Origin of the sequence: Kitasatospora sp. NPDC093558 (assembly GCF_040683475.1) — a bacterium.
Classification (GTDB): Bacteria; Actinomycetota; Actinomycetes; order Streptomycetales; family Streptomycetaceae; genus Kitasatospora.
In genome coordinates, this window is sequence record NZ_JBFBDY010000114.1 from 1 (window position 1) to 17494 (window position 17494).

The 17494-nt window shown below is 72.3% G+C and carries 19 protein-coding genes; 13 read left to right on the forward strand and 6 right to left on the reverse strand.

Annotated features, from left to right (window positions below; translation table 11 throughout):
- Positions 1 to 51 precede the first annotated feature (51 nt).
- The 4 genes from AB0O00_RS14335 to AB0O00_RS14350 form a co-directional block, all read right to left on the reverse strand.
- Positions 52 to 432 (reverse strand): hypothetical protein, encoded by a 381-nt coding sequence (locus tag AB0O00_RS14335; protein ID WP_363651557.1) that lies wholly within the window; start codon positions 430 to 432, stop codon positions 52 to 54.
- Between the two features lie 138 nt (positions 433 to 570).
- Positions 571 to 843: a chaplin gene (locus AB0O00_RS14340; protein ID WP_363651559.1), complete on the reverse strand. Its 273-nt coding sequence runs from the start codon at positions 841 to 843 to the stop codon at positions 571 to 573.
- Positions 844 to 953: 110 nt separating this feature from the next.
- Complete coding sequence (locus AB0O00_RS14345; RefSeq protein WP_363651560.1) at positions 954 to 1196, reverse strand: chaplin; 243 nt, start codon at positions 1194 to 1196, stop codon at positions 954 to 956.
- Positions 1197 to 1428: 232 nt separating this feature from the next.
- Complete coding sequence (locus AB0O00_RS14350; protein ID WP_363651562.1) at positions 1429 to 1680, reverse strand: chaplin; 252 nt, start codon at positions 1678 to 1680, stop codon at positions 1429 to 1431.
- A gap of 228 nt (positions 1681 to 1908) precedes the next feature.
- On the opposite strand from AB0O00_RS14350, the gene AB0O00_RS14355 reads away from it, so the two are divergent.
- The 5 genes from AB0O00_RS14355 (at position 1909) to AB0O00_RS14375 (ending at position 7670) form a co-directional block, all read left to right on the forward strand.
- Positions 1909 to 2148 (forward strand): chaplin, encoded by a 240-nt coding sequence (locus tag AB0O00_RS14355; RefSeq protein ID WP_363651564.1) that lies wholly within the window; start codon positions 1909 to 1911, stop codon positions 2146 to 2148.
- 265 nt (positions 2149 to 2413) lie between these two features.
- Positions 2414 to 4090, forward strand: a complete 1677-nt coding sequence (locus tag AB0O00_RS14360; protein ID WP_363651566.1) for an RICIN domain-containing protein — start codon at positions 2414 to 2416, stop codon at positions 4088 to 4090.
- Positions 4091 to 4284: 194 nt separating this feature from the next.
- Positions 4285 to 5568, forward strand: coding sequence for a hypothetical protein (locus tag AB0O00_RS14365; RefSeq protein WP_363651568.1), 1284 nt, complete (start codon positions 4285 to 4287; stop codon positions 5566 to 5568).
- Between the two features lie 97 nt (positions 5569 to 5665).
- Positions 5666 to 6154 carry a MarR family transcriptional regulator gene (locus AB0O00_RS14370; protein WP_363651570.1) on the forward strand — a complete coding sequence of 163 codons (489 nt, stop codon included), beginning with the start codon at positions 5666 to 5668 and terminating at the stop codon, positions 6152 to 6154.
- A 106-nt stretch (positions 6155 to 6260) separates the two neighbouring features.
- Positions 6261 to 7670 (forward strand): MFS transporter, encoded by a 1410-nt coding sequence (locus AB0O00_RS14375; RefSeq protein WP_363651572.1) that lies wholly within the window; start codon positions 6261 to 6263, stop codon positions 7668 to 7670.
- Positions 7671 to 7745: 75 nt separating this feature from the next.
- Here AB0O00_RS14375 and AB0O00_RS14380 read toward each other — a convergent pair whose 3' ends face one another.
- Positions 7746 to 8234: a hypothetical protein gene (locus AB0O00_RS14380; RefSeq protein WP_063348869.1), complete on the reverse strand. Its 489-nt coding sequence runs from the start codon at positions 8232 to 8234 to the stop codon at positions 7746 to 7748.
- A 450-nt stretch (positions 8235 to 8684) separates the two neighbouring features.
- Between AB0O00_RS14380 and hemL the strand changes: the two genes are divergently transcribed.
- The 7 genes from hemL to AB0O00_RS14415 all read left to right on the forward strand — a co-directional run bounded on the left by hemL (position 8685) and on the right by AB0O00_RS14415 (position 15786).
- Positions 8685 to 10013: a glutamate-1-semialdehyde 2,1-aminomutase gene (hemL, locus tag AB0O00_RS14385; protein WP_363651574.1), complete on the forward strand. Its 1329-nt coding sequence runs from the start codon at positions 8685 to 8687 to the stop codon at positions 10011 to 10013.
- A 42-nt stretch (positions 10014 to 10055) separates the two neighbouring features.
- Positions 10056 to 10739 (forward strand): histidine phosphatase family protein, encoded by a 684-nt coding sequence (locus AB0O00_RS14390; protein ID WP_363651576.1) that lies wholly within the window; start codon positions 10056 to 10058, stop codon positions 10737 to 10739.
- Between the two features lie 166 nt (positions 10740 to 10905).
- Complete coding sequence (locus tag AB0O00_RS14395; protein WP_363651578.1) at positions 10906 to 11523, forward strand: TlpA disulfide reductase family protein; 618 nt, start codon at positions 10906 to 10908, stop codon at positions 11521 to 11523.
- Positions 11520 to 12308, forward strand: coding sequence for a cytochrome c biogenesis protein CcdA (locus AB0O00_RS14400; protein ID WP_363651580.1), 789 nt, complete (start codon positions 11520 to 11522; stop codon positions 12306 to 12308). The genes AB0O00_RS14395 and AB0O00_RS14400 overlap by 4 nt, the downstream gene beginning before the upstream one ends.
- Positions 12309 to 12310: 2 nt before the next feature.
- Positions 12311 to 14056 carry a cytochrome c biogenesis protein ResB gene (locus AB0O00_RS14405; RefSeq protein ID WP_363651582.1) on the forward strand — a complete coding sequence of 582 codons (1746 nt, stop codon included), beginning with the start codon at positions 12311 to 12313 and terminating at the stop codon, positions 14054 to 14056.
- 3 nt (positions 14057 to 14059) lie between these two features.
- Positions 14060 to 15256, forward strand: a complete 1197-nt coding sequence (gene ccsB / locus AB0O00_RS14410) for a c-type cytochrome biogenesis protein CcsB (RefSeq protein WP_363651584.1) — start codon at positions 14060 to 14062, stop codon at positions 15254 to 15256.
- A gap of 125 nt (positions 15257 to 15381) precedes the next feature.
- On the forward strand, positions 15382 to 15786 hold the full coding sequence (locus tag AB0O00_RS14415) for a hypothetical protein (protein WP_363651586.1): 405 nt from the start codon (positions 15382 to 15384) through the stop codon (positions 15784 to 15786).
- Positions 15787 to 15797: 11 nt separating this feature from the next.
- Here the strand turns inward: AB0O00_RS14415 and AB0O00_RS14420 are convergent, their stop codons facing one another.
- A complete protein-coding gene (locus AB0O00_RS14420) occupies positions 15798 to 16871 on the reverse strand; it encodes a ScbA/BarX family gamma-butyrolactone biosynthesis protein (protein WP_363651588.1) in 1074 nt (357 codons plus the stop codon).
- A gap of 352 nt (positions 16872 to 17223) precedes the next feature.
- Here AB0O00_RS14420 and AB0O00_RS14425 point away from each other — a divergent pair.
- Positions 17224 to 17494, forward strand: a 271-nt coding sequence (locus tag AB0O00_RS14425; RefSeq protein ID WP_363651590.1) for a TetR family transcriptional regulator, incomplete at its 3' end; no start/stop codon positions are given.

Below are 17494 nucleotides of genomic sequence, written 5' to 3' on the forward strand. Positions count from 1 at the left end.
CGGCACCCCCGCCTCACAACGGGTGCCGGGCTCTCGCGTGTGGTGCGGGGCTCAGCCCGGCAGAACGCCGGTCAGCCCGCCCACCAGCGGGAGGTCCTTGGCGCCGCCGCCCGCGCTCAGCGGACCGGTCAGCGTGCCGGTGCCGACCGGCGCGAGGCCCTGGTCGGGCTGCACGGTCGCGCCGTTGTTGAGCAGGTCGGCCGAGGAGTTGGCCCACGGGTCCAGCCGCAGGCCCTTGATCGGCGCGACGCCGTAGCCGAGCCCGGAGGTCGTCCCGTTCAGCGCCTGGCCGACGTCGGTCTTCGTCAGCGTGGCCGGGCCCGCCTCCGGGGCCGGGTGCGCGGCGGTGGCGGCCTGCGCGGAGCCCGCGCCGAGCAGCACCGCGGCGCCGACGGCGGCGGCCAGCCCGGCCCCGCCCTTCTTCGAAAGCATGCGGATCACCCTTCGGTGGATCGGGAGCCGGTCGGCCGGCGGCCGGCCGGGGAGAAAGGGGCCGTCCGGAGATGCCGAACTGCCCCCCGGCCGGTTGGTCGGGGGGCAGTTCGGCCGGAACGCGTGCCGACCGAAGGATCAGCAGTCGTCCTCGTCGTGGTGCTTGGGCAGGTCCACGTTGGCGCAGCTGTTGCCGAAGGCGGGGTTCAGCAGGCCGGCCAGGTTGACGGAGTTGCCGCACAGGTTGATCGGGATGTGGATCGGCACCTGGATCTGGTTGCCCGAGCCGACACCGGGGGAGTTGGCAGCCACGCCCTCGGCGCCCGCGCTCGCGGCGGCGGAGCCCGCGGCGCCCAGCACCAGGCCGGCAGCGGCGGCGGAAAGGACGGCGGCCTTCTTCACGTTCTGCATGGGGGTTGATCTCCTCGATCACACACGGGTGGAGCGTGCCGCGCCCGGTCGTGAGGGGCGCGGCACGGACTCGGTGAATCAGCAGTCGCCGGGGGCGGCGACCGGCGGGTTCAGCCGAGGTTGGCGCACTTGTTGCCGAAGGCGGGGTTCAGCAGGCCGATGACGTTGACGGTGTTGCCGCAGACGTTGATCGGGACGTGCACCGGGATCTGGATCTGGTTGCCGGAGAGCACGCCCGGGGAGCCGGCGGCCACACCCTCGGCGCCCGCGCTGGCGAAGGCGCCGCCGGCCGCACCGAGGACCAGGCCGGTGGTGGCCAGCGTCAGGACGGCGGCCTTCTTGAAGTTACGCATGTTCTTTCCTCCGATTTCTGCCCGACGGATGGGAAATGTCGGGAACCGGGCGAGCAGGAATGCTCGCCCGCTGACTGTGGGATTGCCGTGGTTTTTCACTCCGTCGGCGCAATCCGGCGTGTGCCGCCCATGGCTCGGGCGTCGACGCGGCCGCCGTGTTGCAGCGCCTCGCGAGCAATTCCCGCACGGCCGGGAGCGCTCGGGCGAAGGCGCGACCAGGAGGAATTCCCGGTCAGGCGTTCAGGCAGCTGTTGCCGAACGCCGGGTTCAGGGCGCCCGCGCCGTCGACCGAGTTGCCGCACACGTTGAGCGGGATGTGCACGGGGATCTGCACGGAGTTGCCCGAGACCACGCCGGCCGAGCCGGCCGCGACACCCTCGGCGGACGCGCCGTGCAGGTGGTGGGCGGATGCGGCGCCGGCGCCGGCGGCGAGCAGGGCGGCGGTGGCCGCGGTGCCGGCGACGCCGTGGGCGAGCTTGCGCATGGGCGGTACTCGATTCGTCTGTAGGGGCGGGTGGAGCGTGTTCCGCCTGAGAGAACGAGGCAGGGAGCGAGGGGAAACGGTCGGGTCCGCTGATCACCCGAATGCCGGGTACGTCCCCCATTGCGCCACTTGGGTGACATGGCATGCGCGCTCGCAACCGCGTCCGACGGGTCTCGTTCTAGATGTCGCACTCCCCGTGCATCTCTGTTGAACAGTCAGGAGGCTCGTATGAGCATCAAGAAGACGGCCGCTGTCGGCGCCGCCGTGGTGGGTCTCGTCGCCGCGGGTGCGGGCACCGCGATGGCCAGCGCGGGCGCCGAGGGCGTCGCCGCGGGTTCCCCGGGTGTCATCTCCGGCAACCAGATCCAGATCCCGGTGCACATCCCGGTGAACCTGTGCGGCAACTCCGTCGACGTCATCGGCGGGCTGAACCCGGCGTTCGGCAACCACTGCGCCAACGTGGGCTGATTCCGCACCCGGTTCGGCCGGGTCGAGCCGCCGTACCGCGCTTCCCTCCTGGGGTGCGGGCGGCGGCTCTTCGCATGTCCGGCGGGCTTCCGGCGGGTTTCCGGCGCCCTGCGGAGCGTCAACTTCCGCTGCTGTCACGAGTCTTGTTGCGTTACTTGTCAGTACTTAGAATGTGAGACCTGCTCACCTTTCTGCTCCGCGTTCTTGCTCCGCGCCGCTCGGCGCCCCCTCCGGGCGGCTCCCCCACCCCCGCAAGGAGTCGCGTGTGATCAGGTCACGACTGTCGGCGGCGCGCAGAATCCGGACGGTTGCGCGCCGCTCCCCGTACGGCGCACTTCTCGCCGTGGGCGCCCTCGTCGCCACCCTCGGCCTGGCCGGCGCACCCGCCGCCCTCGCCGACGGTGCCCCCGCGGCCGACGGTGCCCGCCCGGCCGCGATCGTCGCCCTCGGCGACAGCGCCATCTCCGGGGAGGGCGCCGGCACCGACACCGGCGACGCCTACTTCCCGGACACCGACACCCCCACCAACTACTGCCACCGGCACCCGAAGTCGGAGATCTTCGTCACCGACATCCCCGGCGTGACCCCGATCGACCTCGCCTGCTCCGGCGCCCAGACCGGCGACCTGGTCAGCGACCCGGAGCTGGCCAAGATCACCGGCGGCGGCAGCGGCGACTTCGGCGAGCCCAAGCAGGACGTCAAACTCGCCGACGCGGCAAGCAAGTTCGACGTCAAGATGGTCGTCGTCACGATCGGCGCCAACGACGACTTCGACTTCAGCGGGATCATGATGCACTGCCTCGCGCAGTACTTCCCGATCCCGAAGAGCCAGGGCTGCCGCGACACCATCGGCAGCGCCGACATCGCCCAGCGGGCCAAGCGCGTCCAGCCCAAGGTCGTCGCGGCGCTGCAGAACATCCGCCAGACCATGCGCCGGGCCGGCTACGCGGACTCCTCCTACCAGCTGGTCTACCAGTCGTACTTCAACCCGATCACACCGGACATCCGGCGCAACGACTACCTCGGCAAGATCGCGGACGGCTGTCCGGCCTTCCCCGAGGACCTCGCCTGGGGCCACAACTGGGTGGTGCCGACGTTCAGCGACGCGCTCCGCTCGGCGGCCGAACAGGTGCCCGGCGTGCGGTACCTGGACCAGCGGCGGGTCGCCTTCGGGCACGAGGTCTGCGCCGAGTGGACCAGCTCCCCGTACGAGTACAGCAACGGGGACGTCATCAACCTCTCCGAGTGGGTGCGCAACGGCTGCGACTCGCAGATCGGCATCCCCGGCCTGTGCATGAACATGGTCCGCCAGTCGTACCACCTGCGGGTGGCCGGCTACCGCGGCGAGGGCGTCTGTCTCGGCCAGTTCTTCGCCCGGCCCGACCAGGCGGAGGCGTACTGCACGCTCAACCAGCAGAACGTCACGTCCATCCAGCCGCTCACCGCCGGGCAGCCGTTCGGCGACGGCCCCGAGGACGGCGCCTGGTACCAGCTGACCAACGCGGCCACCGGCAACGCGCTCGACCTCACCGGCGGCGGCACCTACGGCGACGCCACCAACGGCCGTGCCGCGATCAGCTACCCGGCCACCGGCGGGCTCAACCAGTCCTTCGTCCTGGAGGCGAAGGCGGGCGGCAGCTACGAGCTCGACTTCAGCGGCAATCGGAACATGTGCCTGGACGCCAACGCCGCGTCCGTCGCCGTCGGCACCCGGATCCAGCAGTGGGGATGCAACGGCGGCGGCAACCAGCACTGGGTGTTCAAGCCGGCCGGCGGCGGCCGCTACACGGTCGCCGACTCCCAGGACCAGAGCAAGGTGCTCACCGCCGGCGGCGGCGCCGACGCGCAGGGCAACCCGCTCGTCGTCCTCGCGGCCGACACCGGTGCCGCCAACCAGCTCTGGCAGCTCACCAAGCTCGGCATCGTCTACCTCCACGGCTGACACCGCCGCGCGCCCCGGCCCGCCGCCGCCTGTCGTGAGGACGACGGGCGGCGGCGGACCCGCCGCCCAGGTGGCGCCCGCGCGGTTGCGCCCCTGCCGCCCCGGGCCGGGCGGGGCCGGTGTCGTAGGCTCACTCGACGTCGCCGCGTTCGCCGGCGCGCCGACCACGAGCCGGGCGGGGAGAGCCACAGCAGATGAGCACGGCATCGAGCACCGAGTCGTCCAGCGCCGAACCCGGTGCCCCGACGCCCCCGGTGACGACGGACGAACGGCCGGACCCGGACCGCACCGCCCCGGGCCGCTTCGGCGCCCTGATGGACCGCTTCGCGCCCGCGCTCGGCGCGTACGCGGTGGTCAAGGCCACCGGCCTGACCGTCTTCATGATGCTGCTCGCCCACACCGGGGACTACCTCAAGAAGGACCCGGGCCGCGGCGGCGGCGCCCAGCCCTGGGACGTGCTCGGCACCTGGGACGGCATCTGGTACCAGCGGATCGCCGAGAACGGCTACGACCCGCAGCTGATCCCGCTGCACGGCTTCCCGCTGGCCAGCTACTACGAGAACTCGGCGGCCTTCTTCCCGCTCTACCCGTGGCTGATGCGGCTGGTCGGCGCGGTCACCGGGCTCGGCCCGTACGGCTCCGGCATCGCCGTGTCGGTGCTCGCCTCGTTCGTCGCGGCGGCCGGCATCTTCGCGGTCGCCGAGCGGCTCGGCGGCTGGCGGGCGGGTGTGATCGCCGCGGTGGTCTGGGGCCTGTTCCCGGGCTCCGGCGTCGAGTGGGCGGTCTACTCGGACTCGCTGTTCGTCGCGCTGTCCGCCTGGGCCTGCTACTGCGTGATGACCCGCCGCTGGGTCGCGGCCGGGCTGCTGACCCTGGCCGCCGGCCTCAACCGCCCGACCGCCGCCGCCCTGATCGCCGCCGTCTCGATCGCCGCCCTGGTGGCGCTCGTCCGGCGCACCGACGGCGTCCGCCGCCCGCTGTTCGCGATGCTGGTCACGCCGTGGGGCCTGCTCTGGTACGTGGCCTGGGTCGGCTACCGGATGGGGGACTGGGGCGGCTACTTCAAGCTCCAGCGCGGCGCCTGGAACCGCTACTTCGACTGGGGCGCCTCCACCTTCCGCACGATCCTGGACGTCGTGACCGGGCACTGGAACTTCTGGCAGTCCAACCCGGCCCCCGACCTGATCGCCATCGCGCTGCTGATCGCCCTGCCCGGCCTGCTGGTGCTGTTCCTGCGGCTGCGCCCGCCGCTGGTCCTGGTGGTCTACACGCTGCTGACCATCTTCACGGCGCTGAGCAGCAACCAGATCTTCGACAACATCTCGCGCTACCTGCTGCCGGCCTTCCCTCTGTGCATCGGCCTCGCGGTCGCGCTGCGCCGGGTGCGGACCTCCTCGCTGATCGGGCTGTTCGCGATGCCCGCGATCGCGGCGGGCTGGTACGCCGGGTACGCGCTGTTCGAGCTGGGCATCCCGTAGGCCGTCCGGCGGCGCGTCGGTTCGTGTGCGACGGCACGCCGGTTGGTTGGCTACGGGATCATCTGTCGATGGACGGCACGTTGCTAACCTCGGACGCATGACGACGACCCCGCCCGTGCGGCAGATCCGCGACATCTCCGGCCTGCTCGACCACGCGAGCCACGTCCTGGCGACCCGGATGGCGTCGGCCTTCACCGAGCTCGGCATCACCCCCCGCGCGTACTGCGTGCTGTTCCACGCGCAGGAGGCGGAGCGCACCCAGATCCAGCTCGCCGAGCTGGCCGACCTGGACAAGACGACCATGGTGGTCACCGTCGACGAGCTGGAGAAGGCGGGCCTGGCCGAGCGCCGCCCGTCCGCCAGCGACCGCCGGGCCCGGATCATCTCGGTCACCGACGCGGGCGAGCGCGCCGTCGAGCGGGGCACCGAGATCGCCGACCGGGTACACCGCGAGGTGCTGGACGCGCTGCCGGAGCCCGAGCGCGGAATCTTCGTGTCGGCGCTGACGCGCCTGGTCGACGGCCACCTGGCGGAGCCGGTGGAGAGCGAGCGGACCGTCCGCCGGGCCCGCCGCGCCCGGAGCTGAGGAATACCCGGAGGATCCTTCGAGCACCTGCTCCCGAGATAGATAGTCCCGAACAAAACAATCTGCTAGCGTCTTGCCCGGTACTCGACGAACCGGGAGACCCACCGTGTCCACGCATGCCCCGACCGCGCCCGCCGCGGCGCCCGCCGTCCCCGTCCGCTCCCGCGCGCTCGCCCTCGCGGTGCTCTGCGCGGGAATGCTGATGATCATCCTGGACGGCTCGATCGTCACCGTCGCCCTGCCCGCCATCCAGGACGACCTGCGCTTCTCGCCCGCCGGCCTGACCTGGACGGTCAACGCCTACCTGATCGCCTTCGGCGGCCTGCTCCTGCTCGCCGGGCGCCTCGGCGACCTCATCGGCCGCAAGCGGGTCTTCGTCGCCGGCCTCACCGTCTTCACCGCCGCGTCGCTGCTCTGCACCCTCGCCACCGGCCAGGGCATGCTGATCGCCGCCCGCTTCCTCCAGGGCGTCGGCGGCGCGATGGCCTCGGCCGTCAGCCTCGGCATGATCGTCACGCTCTTCCCCGAGCCCCGCGAACGCGGCCGCGCCATCGGTGCGTTCAGCTTCGTCGGCGCGGCCGGAGCCTCGATCGGCCAGGTCCTCGGCGGCGTGCTCACCCAGGCGCTCAGCTGGCACTGGATCTTCCTGATCAACCTGCCGCTCGGCCTCGCCGCCGCCCTGCTCGCCGCCCGGGTGCTCGCGGCCGACCGCGGCCCCGGCCTGCGGGCCGGCGCGGACGGCGTCGGCGCCGCGCTGATCACCGCCGCCCTGATGCTCGGCATCTACACCATCGTCGGCACCGGCGAGCACGGCTGGGCCTCCGCCCGCACCCTCGGCCTCGGCGCCCTCGCGCTCGCCCTGCTGGCCGGCTTCCTGCTCCGCCAGGCCCGCGCCGCCCAGCCCCTGCTCCCGCTGCGGATGTTCCGCTCACGGAACGTCTCGGGCGCCAACGTCGTCCAACTGCTCATGGTCGCAGGGCTGTTCGGATTCCAGATCCTCATCGCGCTCTACCTGCAGAACGTCCGCGGCTACGGCGCCGCCGCCACCGGCCTCGCCATGCTCCCCGCCGCACTCGCCATCGGCACCGTCTCGCTGGCGCTCTCCGCCCGGCTCAACGCCCGCTTCGGCGAACGCCCGGTGCTGCTGGCCGGCCTCGTCCTGCTCGTCGTCGCGCTCGCCCTGCTCGTCCGGCTGCCCGCCGACGCGGACTACGTCCTCGACCTGCTCCCCACGATGCTGCTCGCGGCCGGCTTCGGCCTCGCGATCTCGGCCCTCACCGTGCTGGGCATGTCCGGCGCGGGGCCGGCCGACGCGGGCACCGCCTCCGGGCTCTTCAACACCACCCAGCAGGTCGGCGGCGCACTCGGCGTCGCGGTCCTCACCACCCTCGCCGACCGCCCCGCGGGCTCGCCCGTCGCGGGCTTCCACACCGCCTTCGCGGTGGCCGCAGGCCTGCTGGCGCTCGCCACGCTGCTCGCCGCACTGGTGCTCCGCCCCACCGGCGGCCGTCGGTGACGAGCCGTCAAACACCTTCGCCCCGAGGCCTCTTCGGCCGTCGGGGCGTTCGGTTCGCCGGTGCTGTGGCCGCGGCTACGGCCAGACCAGGCAGTACAGCTGGTGGCCGGCCTCGTGCAGGCGGTTGGCGAAGTCCTGCCACTCGTGCAGCATGCTGTAGATCACGAAGGCGTCGCGCGGCCCCCGGCGGTCCGGCACGGTGGACCAGATGAAGGCCGCGGCGCCGAGCTCGGTCTCGTCGGCCTTGCGCAGCGGCTCGACGACGTTCTGCGGGAGCTGGACGACGGCGTAGTCGGGGTGCAGCACGACGAGTTCCAGCGGCGGGACCTGGTGCAGCGGGACGCCCTGGATGCCGGTGAGGACCATGGCGCTCATGGTCTCCGGCTTGATCTTGGTGGAGAGGTGCCCGTTGGGGGAGCCACTGGTCTCCATCAGGTCGCCGAGGCGCCCCAGCGAGCCCAGTTCGCCCGCGTCCAGGCCGAGCCCGCCCGGGCCGAGCGCGGTGGGGACTCTGGCGGCGGTCGCGCGGTCGGGTGCGCCGAAGTACTTGTAGGTCACCCCCATGCGTCCCTCACCCCGCCTCTCGCCGCCGCGGCGACCACGCCCCGTCCCCGCTCCCGTACCCCCGCGTGCGGCCTCGGCGGGCCTGCGGGAGCCCCCCGCGGCCTCGTCGTAGCCGTCCTGCGCCTCGGACACTCGGACCATCCTCACCGGAATTCGCCGGAATCGACAGACCCCCGCACGCCCGGCGTCCCTCCGGACGTGCTCCTTACCCGTCATGCGCCGCCGTACCCACTCGCGGGCCCTACCCACTCGCGGAAGGCGGCAGTCCTCTCCACACCCCTGCACACATCCGGAGCGCCTGCGCACTCTGAGTGCACAGTCTGACTGGTCCGCGCCGCGGCGCAGTCATCGGCCCCGTCTGTACGGACAACCGTACAGACATTGGTGCCCGGATCATCGTTCCAGATGATCGGGTCCGACATGCAGAGGTCAAGGACACGATTTGAGACCATGTCTCCCGTGAGCTACCCCTACGAAGCCCCCCAGTCCCAGTCGCTGTTCGACCGCGCGTCGGTCGTCACGCCCGGCGGCGTCAACTCCCCGGTCCGCGCCTTCCGCGCGGTCGGCGGCACGCCGCGCTTCATGGTGTCCGGAACCGGCCCCTACCTCACCGACGCCGACGGCCGCGAGTACGTCGACCTGGTGTGCTCGTGGGGTCCGATGATCCTCGGCCACGCGCACCCCGCGGTGATCGACGCCGTGCAGGCGGCGGTCACCCGCGGCACGTCCTTCGGCACGCCCGGCCAGGGCGAGGTCGAGCTCGCCGAGGAGATCGTCGCCCGGGTCGCCCCGGTCGAGCAGGTCCGGCTGGTCTCCTCGGGCACCGAGGCGACCATGTCGGCGATCCGGCTGGCCCGCGGCTTCACCGGCCGGGCGAAGGTCGTGAAGTTCGCGGGCTGCTACCACGGTCACGTGGACGCGCTGCTGGCCGCCGCCGGTTCCGGCGTCGCCACCTTCGGTCTGCCGGACACCCCGGGCGTCACCGGCGCCCAGGCCGGCGACACCATCGTGCTGCCCTACAACGACCTCGCCGCGGTCGAGCAGGCCTTCGCCGCCCACCCGGGCGAGATCGCCTGCGTGATCACCGAGGCCTCGCCCGGCAACATGGGCGTCGTCCCGCCGCTGCCCGGCTTCAACGCCGGCCTGGCCCGCCTCTGCCGGGACAACGGCGCGCTGTTCATCTCCGACGAGGTGATGACGGGCTTCCGCGTCTCCAAGGCCGGCTGGTACGGCCTGGAGGCCGCGCACGAGGGCTGGGCGCCGGACCTGCTCACCTTCGGCAAGGTCATGGGCGGCGGCTTCCCGGCCGCGGCCTTCGGCGGCCGCGCCGACGTGATGGCGCACCTGGCCCCGGCCGGCCCGGTCTACCAGGCGGGCACGCTGTCCGGGAACCCGGTCGCCACCGCGGCGGGCCTCGCCCAGCTGCGCGGCTGCACCGACGAGGTCTACGCGACGGTGGACCGGGTCGCGGCCGAGGTCTCCGGCCTGGTCACCGAGGCGCTCGCCAAGGAGGGAGTGGCGCACCGGCTGCAGACCGCGGGGAACATGTTCTCGGTGTTCTTCACCGATGCCGCGGTCACCAACTACGACGAGGCCAGGACCCAGGAGGCGTACCGTTTCACCGCCTTCTTCCACGCGATGCTCGCCGAGGGCGTTTACCTGCCGCCGTCCGCCTTCGAGTCCTGGTTCGTCTCGGCGTCCCACGACGAGCGGGCGATCGAGCGCATCGCCGCCGCCCTGCCGGCCGCCGCACGTGCCGCTGCCGCCGCCACGGCCTAGTCCACCCCGACTAGTCCACCCCGACCCTGGAGCAGTTGAGAAGTGAGTGCCGAAGAGATCACCGTCGTCCACCTGATGCGGCACGGCGAGGTGCACAACCCGGAGGGCATCCTGTACGGGCGCCTGCCGGACTACCACCTGTCCGAGCTCGGCCGGCAGATGGCCGACCGGGTCGCCGAGGACCTGGCCGGGCGGGACATCACCCACGTGGTGGCCTCGCCGCTGGAGCGGGCGCAGGAGACCGCCGAGCCGATCGCCAAGGCGCACGGCCTGGAGGTCGCGGCGGACGCGCGGCTGATCGAGGCGGAGAACATCTTCGAGGGCAAGACCTTCGGCGTGGGCGACGGCTCGCTGCGCAACCCGGGCTACTGGAAGTACCTCACCAACCCGTTCAAGCCGTCCTGGGGCGAGCCGTACCTCGACCAGGTGGTGCGGATGATGGGCGCGCTCGGCGCCGCCCGGGACGCCGCCCGCGGGCACGAGGCGGTCTGCGTCAGCCACCAGCTGCCGATCTGGATCGTGCGCTCCTTCGTCGAGCGCCGCCGGCTGTGGCACGACCCGCGCAACCGGCAGTGCTCGCTGGCCTCGCTGACCAGTTTCACCTTCGAGGGCGACAAGATCGTCTCGGTCGGCTACCGCGAGCCGGCCCGCGACCTGCTGCCCGCGCACCTGGTGGGCAAGGGCCGCAAGGGCGACAAGCCGGTGGGCAAGAGCTTCGGCGCCTGAGGCCGGCCCGGGTCGCGCCGAACGGCCCGTAAGCGGGGCGTAAGTAAGGGGGCCTGGCCGCCCGGAGATCACCGGGCGACCAGGCCCCGCCGCAGGTCAGAGGGGATGCGACGCGCTAGGCAGGACCCCCCCGAACCTGCCCGCGACTCCATGCGAAACTTTTCACATGTCTGCCATGGCGCGCCCCCGCCCCCGTGTCGCCGCAGCCGCCGCCGCTACCGCCGCCGCCGCTGCGCTCGTCCTCACCGGCTGCTCCTCGTCGGGCTCGTCGACCAGCGGTGACGGGCAGCTCGGGTTCGTGACCGTCAAGGGCACCAACATCTCCAAGGCCGACGCGGGCCACCGCCAGGACGCGCCGGACATCTCGGGGGAGACCCTGGAGGGCAACCAGGTCAAGCTCTCGGACTACCACGGCAAGGTCGTCGTGCTGAACGTCTGGGGCTCCTGGTGCGGGCCGTGCCGGGGCGAGGCGGACGACCTGGAGCGGGTCTGGCAGAAGTACAAGGACCAGGGGGTCCAGTTCCTCGGCGTCAACACGCGTGACACCGAGAAGGCCAACGCCATCCGCTTCGAGCAGGAGAAGGGCGTCACCTACCCGAGCATCTTCGACCCGGCCGGCGCCGAGCTGCTCAAGTTCCCCAAGGGCAGCCTCAACTCGCAGTCGATCCCGACCACGCTGATCATCGACCGGGACGGCAAGCTGGCCGCCCGCGCCGTCGGCGGCACCGTGGACGACGCCCTCGAATCCATGCTCCAGCCGGTGGTCGCGGAGCCGAAGCAGTGAGCGCGGAGGCCGCCGGTACCGTCCTGCGGCTCGCCGACACCACCTCGACCGTGCAGAGCGGGGCACTGCTGGTCGCGGCACCGGTCGCGCTCGCGGCCGGGCTCGTGTCGTTCTTCTCGCCGTGCGTGCTGCCGCTGGTGCCGGGCTACCTGTCGTACGTGACGGGTTTCTCGGCCGCCGACCTCGCGGACGCCCGCGGCGCCCGGCGCGGCCGGATGCTGCTCGGGGCGACGCTGTTCATCCTCGGGTTCACCGCGGTCTTCGTCTCCGGCGGTGCGCTGTTCGGCCAGTTCGGCGACACCCTCCAGGAGCACAAGCGGGTCATCTCGATCGTGCTCGGCTCGGTCACCGTCGTCATGGGCCTGGCGTTCATGGGCCTCGTCCCGGGTCTGAGCATGCGCGAGGTCCGCTCCCACCGCCGTCCGGCCGTCGGCCTGCTCGGCGCGCCGCTGCTGGGCGTGGTGTTCGGCGTCGGCTGGACGCCCTGCATCGGTCCGACCCTGGCCGCCGTCCAGACCCTCTCCCTGAACCAGGCCGACGCGGGGCGCGGCGCCCTGCTGATGACGTTCTACTGCCTGGGCCTCGGCGTACCGTTCGTCGTGGCCGCACTGGCCTTCCGCCGGGCGCTGGGCGCCTTCGGGTGGGTCAAGCGGCACTACCCGCTCGTCATGCGGATCGGCGGCGGCATGCTCGTCGCGGTCGGTCTGCTGCTCGTCACCGGGGTCTGGGACTCGTGGATCAGCGAGCTGCAGTCCACCACCGGCGACTTCCAGATCGGAATCTGACCGTGAGCAACACCACGACCGACACCGAGCAGCCGCCCCCGGCGCCGGCCGACGCGGAGGCCGAGCGGCTCAGCACCGCGCCGGTCGAGTCCGAGGGTCCGGCCGGCATAGGGGCGCTCGGCTGGGTGCGCTGGATGTGGCGCCAGCTGACCTCGATGCGGGTCGCGCTGATCCTGCTCTTCCTGCTGTCGCTGGCCGCCATCCCCGGCTCGCTGATCCCGCAGAACGGCCAGAACCAGTTCAAGGTCGAGATGTGGAAGACGCAGCACACCACGGTCGCGCCGATCTACGAGAAGCTCCAGCTGTTCGACGTCTACAGCTCGGTCTGGTTCTCGGCGATCTACATCCTGCTGTTCGTCTCGCTGGCGGGCTGCATCGTCCCCCGCACCTGGCAGTTCGTCGGCGTGCTGCGGGCCCAGCCCCCGGCCGCGCCCCGCAACCTGACCCGGATGCCGGTGTACGCGGCCTGGCGCACCGAGGCGGACGCCGACGTGGTCGCCGCTGCGGCGCACCGGCTGCTGCACCGGCGCCGGTTCCGGGCGCACCTCGCCGGCGGTGCGGTGGCCGCGGAGAAGGGCTACCTGCGCGAGGTCGGCAACCTGCTGTTCCACCTGTCGCTGTTCGCGCTGCTCGGCGGCTTCGCCTGGGCGAGCCTGGCCAGCGGCACCGGCGGCAAGCTGATGGTCGAGGGCGACGGCTACGCCAACACCATCACCCAGCTCGACGACTTCACCGGCTCGGCCTTCTACACCAGCGACGACCTGGACCCCTTCTACCTGAAACTGAACGGCTTCACGGCCAAGTTCCAGGACCAGGGCGACCAGATCGGCGCCGCGCGGCAGTTCACCGCGCACGTCGGGTACTACGCGGGCAGCGACGCGTCGAAGCTGAAGCAGGGCACGATCGAGGTCAACCACCCGCTGGAGATCGGCGGTTCGAAGGTCTTCCTGATCGGTCACGGCTACGCCCCGGTGATCACCGTCCGCAACGGCAAGGGCGAGGTCGTCTACACGGGCGCGACGCCGTTCCTGCCGCAGGACGCCAACCTGACCTCGACCGGTGTCGTGAAGGTCTCCGACTACGGCATGGGGCCCAAGGGCGAGAAGACCCAGCTGGGCTTCTCCGGCTTCTTCCTGCCGACGGCCCCGCTGAGCTTCGAGGGCACCGGCCCGATCTCGCTGTTCCCCGGTGACGCCGCTCCGGAGCTGGTGCTGAACGCCTACGAGGGCGACCTCGGCACCGACACGGGCCTGCCGCAGAACGTGTACCAGCTGAACACCAAGAAGATGACCCAGCTGACCCAGGACGACCAGCCGGCCAGGGCCCTGCTGAAGCCGGGCCAGGGCTGGACCCTCCCGGGCGGCTACGGCACCGTCACGTTCGAGGGCTACAAGCAGTGGGCCAGCTTCAACATCTCGCACCGCCCGGGCAACTCGATCGCCCTGAGCGGCGCGGTGCTGGCGATCCTCGGCCTGATCGGCTCGCTGTTCGTGCAGCGCCGCCGGATCTGGGTGCGGGCGGTCGCCCTGCCGGAGGGCGGCACCCTGGTCGAGCTGGCCGGGCTGGCCCGCAGTGAGTCGGCGAAGATCGCCGAGGAGCTGGCCGAACTCGCGGTGGACCTCCAGGACGACGCCCCGGCGTCCGAGGAGGACGAGGACGACCAGGACGACCAGGACGACGAAACCGACCGGGCACCGGAAGCACCCGCGGACCCCACAGCCCCTGCCGACCAGAACTCCAAGGAGTAGACGGTGCATCTCGCCTCGGGGGTCGACCCACAGCTGGCCGACCTCTCCAACAAGCTGATCTATTCGGCGATGGCGGTCTACACGATCGCCATGTTCGCCCACATGTTCGAGTGGACGTTCGGCAGCAAGGGCGCCGTCGCCGTCCGCTCGAAGGAGCAGTCGGGCAGCCTGGCCGAGACCGTCGCCGCGGCGGGGCAGACGACGGCCAAGGCCGCCAAGAAGGTCACCGTCACCGTGGCCGGCGCGGGCGGCGGCACCACCACGCTCACCCGCACCGCCCTGGCGGGCGAGGGCGCCACGGTGGTCACCAGCGGCCGCGGCGAGGACGAGGTGGACGGCCCGGGCGCGGCCGGCAGCAGCGAGAAGGCCGACCTGGCCGGCCGCATCGCGGTCTCGCTGACCGTCCTGGCGGCGCTGCTGCACGTGGGCGGCGTGGTCACCCGCGGCCTGTCGGTGTCCCGCTGGCCGTGGGGCAACATGTACGAGTTCTCCTGCGCCTTCGCGCTGGCCATGACGGCCGCGTACCTGGTGCTGCTGGCCGCGAAGAAGAACGTCCGCTGGCTCGGCCTCCCGGTGGTCGTCGCGGTCCTGCTGACCCTCGGCATCGCGACGCAGGTGCTGTACACCGACTCCGAGCAGCTCGTCCCGGCGCTGCACTCGTACTGGCTGGCGATCCACGTCTCCACCGCGATCTTCTGCGGCGGCGCCTTCTACGCGGCCTTCATCGCCACGCTGCTCTACCTGTTCCAGGACTCCTACCACCGCCGGGTCGAGGCCGGGCTGTACGAGTACCTGAAGCCGGGCGCCGCCCGCCCGGCCGGCAAGCAGCAGAGCGCCTTGCGCACCCGCCTGGCCCGCGTCCGGGTCTCGGTCTGCAACCGGCTGCCCGCCGCGTCGACGCTCGACAAGCTGTCGTACCGGATCAACGCCCTGGTCTTCCCGCTGTGGACCTTCACCATCATCGCGGGCGCGATCTGGGCCGAGGCGGCCTGGGGCAAGTACTGGGAGTGGGACCCGAAGGAGACCTGGTCGTTCATCACGTGGGTGGCCTACGCCTGCTACCTGCACGCCCGGGCGACGGCCGGCTGGAAGGGCCGCAAGGCGGCCTACCTGGCGCTGGCGGCCTTCGCCTGCTGGCTCTTCAACTACTACGGCGTCAACATCTTCGTCACCGGAAAGCACTCGTACGCGGGAATCTGACCGGGACGGAACACACCCACCGGCCCGGCGATCCACGGTTGGAAGCCGGGCCGAGGTGCGACAGGGGTAGTTCGTGCCGGCCGCCTTGTGCCGGTACGGGGAGGAACTGAGGAGGAAATCGCGCAATGGAGTGCGACGAGGTCATGCTGACCGTCCGAATCACCGCCGCCGAGCGCACGCTGCTCCGCCGGCTCGCCCAGGGGCACCGCAGCGACGTGTCCGAAGTGGTGGCCGACGGGCTGCTGGACATCATCCCCACGATCAGCTCGCCGTCCGACGCCTACCGGCTGCTGAGCGCCCTCACGGCGCCCGCGCCGTGCGCGCTGACCGTCTGGCTGCCGACCGCGCTGGCCGACCTGCTGGTGCCGGGCGCGGCGAGGCTCGCCCAGGTGACCGGCATCCGGGTGGGGTCGGCCAGCGCCATGCTGGGCGCCGCGCTGCGGCTCTGGCTGGCCCAGGACCCGGTCCGGCTGGCCGCCAACCTGAGCGTGATGCACGCCGGCCGGCCGGCCGCGCTGGTCGCGGCGTAGGAGCGCCGGGCTCAGCAGGCCAGTGGCAGCCCGGTGCCGCCGAGGTCCGGTGCGGTGGGACGGCCGTCGAAGCCGTCCCGCCGGGCCGGGGGGACGCACGGGCCGTCCGCCGGGCCGCTCAGCGGGCCGTCGATCGGCTCGGTGAGCAGCCGGCAGTCGGCCGCCGTCCGGCCGTCCTGGATCAGCAGCACCCGGACGGGCACCCGGCGGCCGTCCGCCGCACCCTCGCGGACGGCGCGCACCAGGCAGGGCCGGTCCAGCTCGATGTAGCGGTCGAAGGAGGACACCAGTTCGACCGGGGTGACCGGCTCGGGGTGCCGCAGCCGCTGGGCCGCCTGCCGGGCGGCCTCCAGGACCAGCATCCCGGGCACGTGGTCCAGCGTGTGGTCGAACAGCACCGGGTGCGCGGCGTCCGTCCGCAGCACCCAGCTGTCCGGCAGCAGCGTCGGGCTGAGCACGACGTCGGACGGGTGCGAGCGGCCGACCAGCTCGGGCGTGGCGGGCGGGCCGGGGCGCACGGGGGTGACACCGCGCCGCGCGGGGCCGCGCAGTCGCGCGTAGGAGGAGGGGGAGATGACCCGCAGCTGTCCGGAGCCGCGGCCGACTGTCCGGCCGCCCCGGGTGATCTCGGCGTGCAGCCGCAGCGAGGCCAGCCGGCCGCCGCGCATCCGGACGTCCTCGCAGACGGCGTCGAGCATCAGCGAGGCCGGTTCCGCGGTGACGGCCAGTCCGGCCAGCCCGGCCGGGCCGAGCGCGTAGTCGAGGTCGTCCATCGCGAAGTGGTGGCCGTTGGGCACGCCGAAACCGACGTGCCCGATCAGCAGCCCGGCCTGCCGGACGGTCTCGGCCATCAGCACCGGGTCGTGGTGGCGGTCGCCGGGCAGCCGGTAGAAGCCGTGCATCCGGGGCCACTGGGCGCCGATCCGGAACTCGTACGGGCCGGCCGCCTGCCAGCCGGTGAGGAACACCTCGGACACCGAGGTGCGGTGTACGAGGTGGCGGGAGACGGTCCGTTCGTGGAAGTCGTAGCCGGTCGCGGGGTGGGCGTAGGGGTCGCGGGCATCCGGCTCTACGATCAGTGGCATGACGGGCCCCACTCCAGGGTGTCGGTCGAGCGGACGGTGAGGACGCTTGGCAAGCAAAACATACAGACCACCCGGTTTGTGAGTTGCGTTCGGGGTGGCCCCCGTCCGGCGCCCGACGGGACCACGCTACCGGGCCCCTGGACTGCGGGAATGCCCGGTGTCCGGCACCCAGGACCTTGGGCGGGGGTGCCTCCCCGCTGGACGGCGGGGTTGGCCGGGGCGGTAGATTAGATACCAACCATGCGGTTTAGGTCGCGTCCGTCCGCATGCGAGGCGTCGTACCCCACCTCGGCGGCGCCCTGACACCAGCCGGGCGGCGGGGCCGCGGCCGGTCGAGTCCGGAGGGGCCTCAGTGGTCAAGCAGGAACGCGCGGGCCGGACCAGGCAGGCCGTGCTGCTCGCCGCGGCGAGCACGTTCGCGGACGTCGGCTTCGATTCGGCGAGCCTGGTCGACATCAGCCGCCGGGCGGGCGTCAGCAAGGGCGCCCTGTACTTCCACTTCGTCTCCAAGCAGGCCCTCGCCGACGGCGTCCGCGCCGCCGCGGGCCGGGAGATCGGCTCGGCCGCGCTGCGCGCCCTGCGCGCCGGCGGGCCCGCCGTCCAGGATCTCGTCGACTTCTCGC